Here is a 6675-nt window from a genome sequence, read left to right as displayed (position 1 = left end):
CAGCCCGGCCGAGGACAATCGCGGCCGCGATCTGCAGGCCGCGGCCCGTCGGCCGAAGCGCGATCCAGACCGCGTTCAGCGCCTGGGCGCGGCCCACAGGCCCATGGCGGCGGTCCGTTTCCGGGGCCTTGGGCGCGTTCCACACCCTTACGGCCGAAAGCGTGGTGACCGAGAACACCGCCGGCAGGATCAGGCTCAGGGGGCCGCGGGGTCGTTCGGTGATCGGCGCGTCGTCCTGGGCGAGGCGCTCCGGGCGGGGGCGGATCGTCCGCCTGGCGAAGGCCGTCGCGGCCAGGGCGAAGCCGACAGTCAGGGCGACGCCCAGCGCCACATGGGCGACATCGCGGCCTTCGGCGTTCAGGAAGCCCGTCGCGGCGTCGCGGGCGTCGTCCAGAACGTCGTCGATATCGGTCATCCGGCTCCTCCGCATCCTAGGCGGAATGGCCGGAGCGGACCTCAGTTCCCCGTGGCGCTCTTGTCCGGGGCGATCTCGGTCATGGCCGATTGCAGGTAGTTCTGCTCGCCCAGCTGTTCGATCAGCTTGTGCTGGGCTTCCAGGAAGTCGATGTGCTCCTCGGTGTCGGCCAGGATGCGCATCACCAGGTCGCGGCTGACGAAGTCGCGGGCGGCCTCGAACTGAGCGACCGCGGCGACCACCACGTCGCGCGAGCCGAGTTCCAGCTGCAGGTCGGCGCCCAGGCATTCGACCGCCGTCTCGCCGATCTTCAGCTTATGCAGGTCCTGCAGATTGGGCAGGCCGTCCAGGAACAGGATGCGCTTGATGAGCATGTCGGCATGCTTCATCTCGCCGATGCTCTCCTCGTAGATGATGCTCCCGAGGTGCTTCAGGCCCCAGCTTTCGAACATGCGGGCGTGCAGGAAGTACTGGTTCACCGCCGTCAGTTCGTTGGTCAGGATCGCGTTCAGCGTCCGAATGATCGCGGGATCGCCCTTCATGGCCTTCGTCCTTGCAGCCGGCGGCGCCCCAAACCGGAGTCGCCTTCGCCGCGGCGTTCATAGCACGCGCGAAGCCCTCGTGTTCATTTGCGAACACTTATCACGACATTGAAATTGCGAGTAAAAATCGCCCGCAGAAAGGTTGCGGACGCTACTCAGCCGCGAGGGCGAAGGCCTGGCGGGTTTCCTGGATCATCTCGCGCATTTCGCAGACGCATTTGGCGCATTGCGCCTGGCACTGGTGCCGGGCGAAGACGTCGCGCGGCCGCGCCGCGCCGGCCTCGATGGCCGAAGCGACGTCGCGCTTGCGCAGACCGTTGCAGTTGCAGACGTACAAGAGAGGCGAACCTGACCCGCTTCTGAGAATGGTTCGCTATAGCAATGCAAATGCGGCGAATGCAAGTCGTTCGCACGGGTGCGGCGGATTGACGTCGCGCCCCGTCCGTCGCACTCCCGGCGGATGGCCAGAGAACCCGTCGTCCCGCCTCGCCCGCCTTGCGCGCTCTATCTGATCACGCCCCCGTCGATTCCGGACCTGGCGGCCTTCGCGGGCCTGCTGGACCAAGCGCTGGCCGCCGGCTCCGTGGCCGCGCTGCAGATTCGCTTGAAGGACGTCGATGACGCCGAAGTCCTGGCGGCGGTCGGGGCGCTGAAACCCGTGGCCCAGGCGCGGGGCGTGGCGGTGATCCTGAACGATCGGCCCGACCTCGCGGCGCGGTCCGGCTGCGACGGCGTGCACGTGGGCCAGTCGGACGCCTCCTACGCGGAGGCGCGGCGCGTCATGGGCCCGAACGCCATGATCGGCGTCACCTGTCACGACAGCCGTGAACTGGCCATGGACGCGGCGGAGGCCGGGGCCGACTACGTCGCGTTCGGCGCCTTCTTCCCCACCGCCACCAAGGCGGTCACCCATCGTCCCGACCCCGAGATCCTGACTATCTGGCAGGAGACGGTGGAGACGCCCTGCGTCGCCATCGGCGGGATCACCGCGGCCAACGCCGGCGACCTGGCCCGGGCCGGCGCCGACTTCGTCGCCGTCAGCGCCGCCGTCTGGGGGCCATCCGGACGGTCCGCGCCGCGGTTCGCGAGTTCGATCAGGTGCTTGCCGCCGCCTTCTGACCTTCAGGGGATATTTAGGAACGCTGGTTAGGAAACCGCGAGACACCCGCGTTCCGGACCCGATCATGCAGATGAGCCGCGCGCTCGAAACCCAGCAGCCCGCGACGGCCGCCGGCAAGGCGCCTCCCCCGCGCGCGGCCGCGACGGGGTTCGGGCAACCGTTCGCGCCGGTTTTCACCGCCATGGCCGTGATGATCCTGGTGGTGATGTCGCTGACCTTCGCGCGCTCGGCCGACGCCGTGGCCGCCCTCTGGGGCGCCGGCGGGCTGGCGGTGGCCGTATGGCTCAGGACCTCGCGCGGTCCGCTCTACGACTTCTGCTTCGGCGGCCTGGTGGCGTTCGGGATCGCCGCGGGCAACCTGCTGGCCGGCAACTCCAGCGCCATGGCGGCGATGTTCACCGCCGCCAACATGCTGGACATCTACGTCGCCGTCATGCTGGCCCGCCGGTTCGCGCCGACCCTGAACCTGGCCAGCGTCGAGGGCGCCCTGCGCTTCCTGATCAGCGCCGCCGTGGTCGCGCCCCTGCCGGCCGCGGCCCTGGTCGGCTTCGCCCTCTGGCGGATGAACGGGGCGGACTTCCTGGACACCGCCCAGACGTGGTGGTTCGGCCATGCCCTCAGCATCGCCGTCGTCGGCAGTTTCGGCCTGGCGGTCGGCCGGCGCGAACTGAGCCGCTATAAGGCGCCCGCCCGCGCGATCGAGGCGGTGGTCCTGCTGGTGCTGCTGACCCTGTCGTGCGCGGCCATCTTCGTGGGTCAGTCGTTGCCGATCAGCTTCGCCACCCTGCCGCTGCTGCTGTTCATCGCCGTGCGCATGCGCATGCTGGGGGTGACCGCCGCCCTCGTCATCATCACCTTGTTGTCGGTCGGCGGCGCCATGGCCGGCTACGGTCCGTACGCGGCCGCCTTCGACGGTCCCGACCGGGCCATGATGGCCCAACTGCTGGTCCTCTTCGGCTTTCTGCCGATCATGCTGGTCGCCGCCTTGCTGGAAGAGCGGGACCGTCTCTCCGAACGCGCCAGGCTGGGCCAGGTCCGGGCCGAACGGGCGTCGGAGGCCAAATCCCGGCTGCTGGCCAACGTCGCGCATGAGATCAAGAGCCCCGTCGGGGGCATCATAGGCATCGGCGAGCTGTGGAAGACCGGCCAGCTGGGCGCCGTGACGCCCACCCAGGCCGAGATGGCCGAGATGCTGGTGAAGACGGCCCGTCAGGTCGAGGCCCTGTCCCACGACCTTCTGGACGTGGCCGCGCGGAATCGGGGGCGTTGAAGGTCGAGCTTCGCCCGACCGACGTGCCCGGCGTTCTGGAGGACGTGCGCCGCGCGACGGCCTTGCGGCCCGAATCCGAAGGCGTGCGCATCGACGTCGTCAGCGAGGGCGACGGCCTGGTCGCGCTCGCGGACTCCCAGCGCTTGTCTCAGGTCGTCTCGAATCTGGCGTCCAACGCCGTGAAATACGGCGGCGTCGGCGGGTCGGTGCTCCTGCGCGCCACCCGCATATACGACGGCGTCCGCATCGAGGTGATCGACCACGGTCCAGGCCTGACGCTGGAGAAGCAGACCCAGCTGTTCGAGCCCTTCAACCGCCTGGGCCTGGAGCGGTCCACGGTCGAGGGGCACGGCATCGGCCTGGCGATCGCCCGCCGTCTCGTCGAGCTGCAGGGCGGTTCCATCGGCGTCATCTCGGCGCCGGGCGAGGGCGCGGTCTTCTGGGTCGAACTGCCCGCCGCCTGACGCGTTTTCTTCGTTTGCGACGTTCCGACGCGCGGCGGATCGCGCATCGACTTGGCGCGTCCGCGGGTGTAAGTCCCTATTCAAAGTAGGGCTATTCAGAAGGATACGGCCGTGGAACTCGACGCGCTGCTGCTGTCGCGACTGCAGTTCGCCTTCACCATCGCCTTCCACATCCTGTTCCCGTCGTTCACGATCGGGCTGGCGGCTTTCCTGGCGGTGCTCGAGGGCCTCTGGCTCTGGACCAAGCGCGACGCCTTCAAGGTGTTGTACCTGTTCTGGGTGAAGATCTTCGCCCTCAGCTTCGGCATGGGCGTCGTCTCGGGCATCGTGCTGAGCTACCAGTTCGGCACCAACTGGGCCGAGTTCATCCGCATCACCGGCGGCGTCATCGGGCCGCTGCTGGCCTATGAGGTCCTGACCGCCTTCTTCCTGGAGGCTTCGTTCCTCGGCGTGATGCTGTTCGGCTGGAAGAAGGTCGGACCGCGCCTGCATTTCCTGGCCACCTGCCTGGTCGCGGTCGGCACCTCCATCTCCGCCTTCTGGATCCTGTCGGCCAACAGTTGGATGCAGACGCCGCAAGGGTTCGAGATCCTGGCCGACGGCCGCATGCAGGCGACCGACTTCGTACAGGTGATCTTCAATCCCAGCTTCCCGTCGCGGCTGGTTCACATGCTGCTGGCCGCCTTCCTGACCACCGCCCTGGTCGTCGGCGGCGCCTCGGCCTACCGGGTGCTCAAGGAACGCGCCAAGGGCGGGGTCCAGGGCTGGACCGAAAGCCGCATCTCCCTGGTGATGGCCGTGGGCCTGGTCGCCGTCGTCGCCCCTCTGCAACTGGCGGCCGGTCACTGGTCGGGCGAGGTCGCCCACCATCACCAGCCTTCCAAGACCGCGGCTATCGAGGGCTATTGGGAGACCCGAGCCGACCAGCCCTTCGTCGTCTTCGGCGTGCCGGACCGCGACGCGCAGAAGAACCATTTCGAGGTCGCCGTTCCCGGGGTCGGCAACCTGATCCAGAACCTCCCGCGCGATCAGGTCATCCAGGGCCTGGACGCCTGGCCGCGCGAGGACCAGCCGCCGCCCGCCATCCCCTTCTTCGCCTTCCGCATCATGGTCGGCCTGGGCCTGCTGATGATCACGCTCGGGGCCGTGGGCGCCTGGCTGTATTGGCGCAAGCGGCTGTTCGACAGCCCCTGGTTCCTCAGGTTCTGCGTCGCCATGGGCCCCTCCGGCTTCATCGCTGTCCTGGCCGGATGGATGGTGACCGAGGTCGGTCGCCAGCCCTGGGTGGTCTACGGCGTGCTGCGCACCCGCGACGCCGTCTCGCCGGTCACCACCGGCGAGGTCGCGACCAGCCTGATCGCCTACATCAGCGTCTATGCGGTGGTGTTCACCGCCGGCGCCCTGTTCATCCTGCGGCTGATGGCCGAGGGGCCGGTCGCCGCGCTGGCCGAGCCCGCCCCCCGCCAGGACCGCGCGCCCGGCTCGGCCCTGGCCAGGGCGCCCGAGGATACCTCGCCCGAGGAGAAGGACTGATGCTGGACCTGCCCCTGATCTGGGCCGGGCTGATCGCCACGGCCGTCCTGCTCTACGTCATCCTGGACGGCTTCGACCTGGGCGTCGGCATCCTGTTCCCCTTCGCCAGGTCAAAGGAGGAGCGGGACGTGATGATGAACACCATCGCCCCGGTCTGGGACGGCAACGAGACCTGGCTGGTGCTGGGCGGCGGCGGCCTTCTGGCGGCCTTCCCCTCGGCTTTCGCCGTCTTGATGCCGGCCCTCTATCTGCCCGTCCTGTTGATGCTGGCCGGCCTGATCCTGCGCGGCGTCGCCTTCGAGTTTCGCTTCCGAGCGCGTAGCAAGGGCCGCAGGTTCTGGACCCAGATGTTCGCCGGAGGTTCGATCCTGACCGCGATCGCCCAGGGCCTGATCCTGGGCGGCTTCATCCAGGGCGTGACGGTCCAGGACGGGCGGTTCGCCGGCGCTCCCTTCGACTGGCTGACGCCCTACACCCTGCTGGTGGCCGCCGGCCTGGTCGCCGGCTACGCCCTCCTGGGCGGGGCCTGGCTGATGCTGAAGACCACCGACAACCTGCACGGCGACGCCAAGCGCTGGACCCTGATCGCGGGTGCGGCCGTGGCGGCCCTGCTGGCCGCGGTGAGTGTCGCCACCTTGCTGGTCCACCACCGCATCGGCATGCGTTGGGGCGTCGATACCGCGGAGATGCGGGTCGCCTGGGAGGTTCTGGCGCCGCGGCTGGCCATTCCGGCGCTGGGCCTGGCGGGTCTGGCGACCATCGTGCTCATGGCCCGCAAGGGTTCGCACCACTGGCCCTTCGTCGGCGCGCTGCTGGTCTTCCTGTCGGGCTATCTGGGCCTGGCGGTCAGTTTCGCGCCCTATGTGGCCCCCTACGCCCTGGACTTCCGCCAGGCCGCCGCGCCGGACAACGCCCTGGCCCTGATGCTGGGCGGCACGGCGTTCATCCTGCCGGCCATCCTGGGCTACACGGCCTGGGTCTATTGGGTCTTCCGGGGCAAGATGGATGTGGAGTCCGGCTATCATCATTAGGCCCGTTCCCCCGCCCGACGCCGACGAGGCGCCCGGCCCGCTGTGGAAGCGGCTGGCCTGGTTCGCCGCCCTGGCCGTCGCCGCCTCCGCCGTCACGGCGGTCGTCGCCTATGCGCTCAGGGCCTTGCCGTTCATGGGCTGAGGGGCGAAGGTCGGGCCATGAAAACCGCAGTCCTGAGTACCGCCGTCCTGCTGATCGCCGGCGCCGCCGCCGCCCAGACCCCGGCTCCGTCCACCCAGACGCCGCCGCCCGCGGAGCGGCCCGGCAGCAATCTGACCCGCGATCTCAACAGCGGCCCG

The 6675-nt window shown here is 69.2% G+C and carries 9 protein-coding genes; 6 read left to right on the top strand and 3 right to left on the bottom strand.

All coding sequences use genetic code 11. The features are described from left to right. The 3 genes from AC2W7C_RS11930 to AC2W7C_RS11920 all read right to left on the bottom strand — a co-directional run. The coding region (locus AC2W7C_RS11930; protein ID WP_486001638.1) for a tryptophan-rich sensory protein at positions 1-415 on the bottom strand (415 nt) is incomplete at its 3' end. A 41-nt stretch (positions 416-456) separates the two neighbouring features. Beyond that, entirely contained in the window at positions 457-957 is a 501-nt protein-coding gene (bfr, locus tag AC2W7C_RS11925; protein ID WP_486001637.1) for a bacterioferritin, read from the bottom strand. Positions 958-1108: 151 nt separating this feature from the next. Continuing rightward, a complete protein-coding gene (locus tag AC2W7C_RS11920) occupies positions 1109-1294 on the bottom strand; it encodes a (2Fe-2S)-binding protein (protein WP_486001636.1) in 186 nt (61 codons plus the stop codon). Between the two features lie 123 nt (positions 1295-1417). Between AC2W7C_RS11920 and thiE the strand changes: the two genes are divergently transcribed. The 6 genes from thiE to AC2W7C_RS11890 all read left to right on the top strand — a co-directional run bounded on the left by thiE (position 1418) and on the right by AC2W7C_RS11890 (position 6517). Then, positions 1418-2107 (top strand): thiamine phosphate synthase, encoded by a 690-nt coding sequence (gene thiE, locus AC2W7C_RS11915; protein WP_486001635.1) that lies wholly within the window; start codon positions 1418-1420, stop codon positions 2105-2107. A 34-nt stretch (positions 2108-2141) separates the two neighbouring features. Next, the gene (locus AC2W7C_RS11910; RefSeq protein WP_486001634.1) at positions 2142-3347 is read left to right on the top strand and encodes an MASE1 domain-containing protein; all 1206 of its coding nucleotides are present in this window, start codon (positions 2142-2144) and stop codon (positions 3345-3347) included. Beyond that, positions 3344-3811 carry a sensor histidine kinase gene (locus AC2W7C_RS11905; RefSeq protein WP_486001633.1) on the top strand — a complete coding sequence of 156 codons (468 nt, stop codon included), beginning with the start codon at positions 3344-3346 and terminating at the stop codon, positions 3809-3811. Before AC2W7C_RS11910 ends, AC2W7C_RS11905 begins: the two co-directional genes overlap by 4 nt. Before the next feature lie 111 nt (positions 3812-3922). After that, positions 3923-5344, top strand: a complete 1422-nt coding sequence (locus AC2W7C_RS11900) for a cytochrome ubiquinol oxidase subunit I (protein ID WP_486001632.1) — start codon at positions 3923-3925, stop codon at positions 5342-5344. Then, positions 5344-6375 (top strand): cytochrome d ubiquinol oxidase subunit II, encoded by a 1032-nt coding sequence (cydB, locus tag AC2W7C_RS11895; protein WP_486001631.1) that lies wholly within the window; start codon positions 5344-5346, stop codon positions 6373-6375. Before AC2W7C_RS11900 ends, cydB begins: the two co-directional genes overlap by 1 nt. Continuing rightward, positions 6350-6517, top strand: coding sequence for a hypothetical protein (locus AC2W7C_RS11890; protein ID WP_486001630.1), 168 nt, complete (start codon positions 6350-6352; stop codon positions 6515-6517). The genes cydB and AC2W7C_RS11890 overlap by 26 nt, the downstream gene beginning before the upstream one ends. Positions 6518-6675: the final 158 nt, after the last annotated feature.

The organism is Brevundimonas sp. CURTG3B2_SDJG, from assembly GCF_057364705.1.
This window is presented reverse-complemented; position numbering and strand designations above follow the sequence as displayed.

Bases quoted from the DNA above. Each gene is read 5' to 3' on its own strand.
- bfr (WP_486001637.1), bottom strand. From the start codon at position 957: ATGAAGGGCGATCCCGCGATCATTCGGACGCTGAACGCGATCCTGACC.
- thiE (WP_486001635.1), top strand. From the start codon at position 1,418: ATGGCCAGAGAACCCGTCGTCCCGCCTCGCCCGCCTTGCGCGCTCTAT.
- AC2W7C_RS11910 (WP_486001634.1), top strand. From the start codon at position 2,142: ATGCAGATGAGCCGCGCGCTCGAAACCCAGCAGCCCGCGACGGCCGCC.
- cydB (WP_486001631.1), top strand. From the start codon at position 5,344: ATGCTGGACCTGCCCCTGATCTGGGCCGGGCTGATCGCCACGGCCGTC.
- AC2W7C_RS11890 (WP_486001630.1), top strand. From the start codon at position 6,350: ATGTGGAGTCCGGCTATCATCATTAGGCCCGTTCCCCCGCCCGACGCC.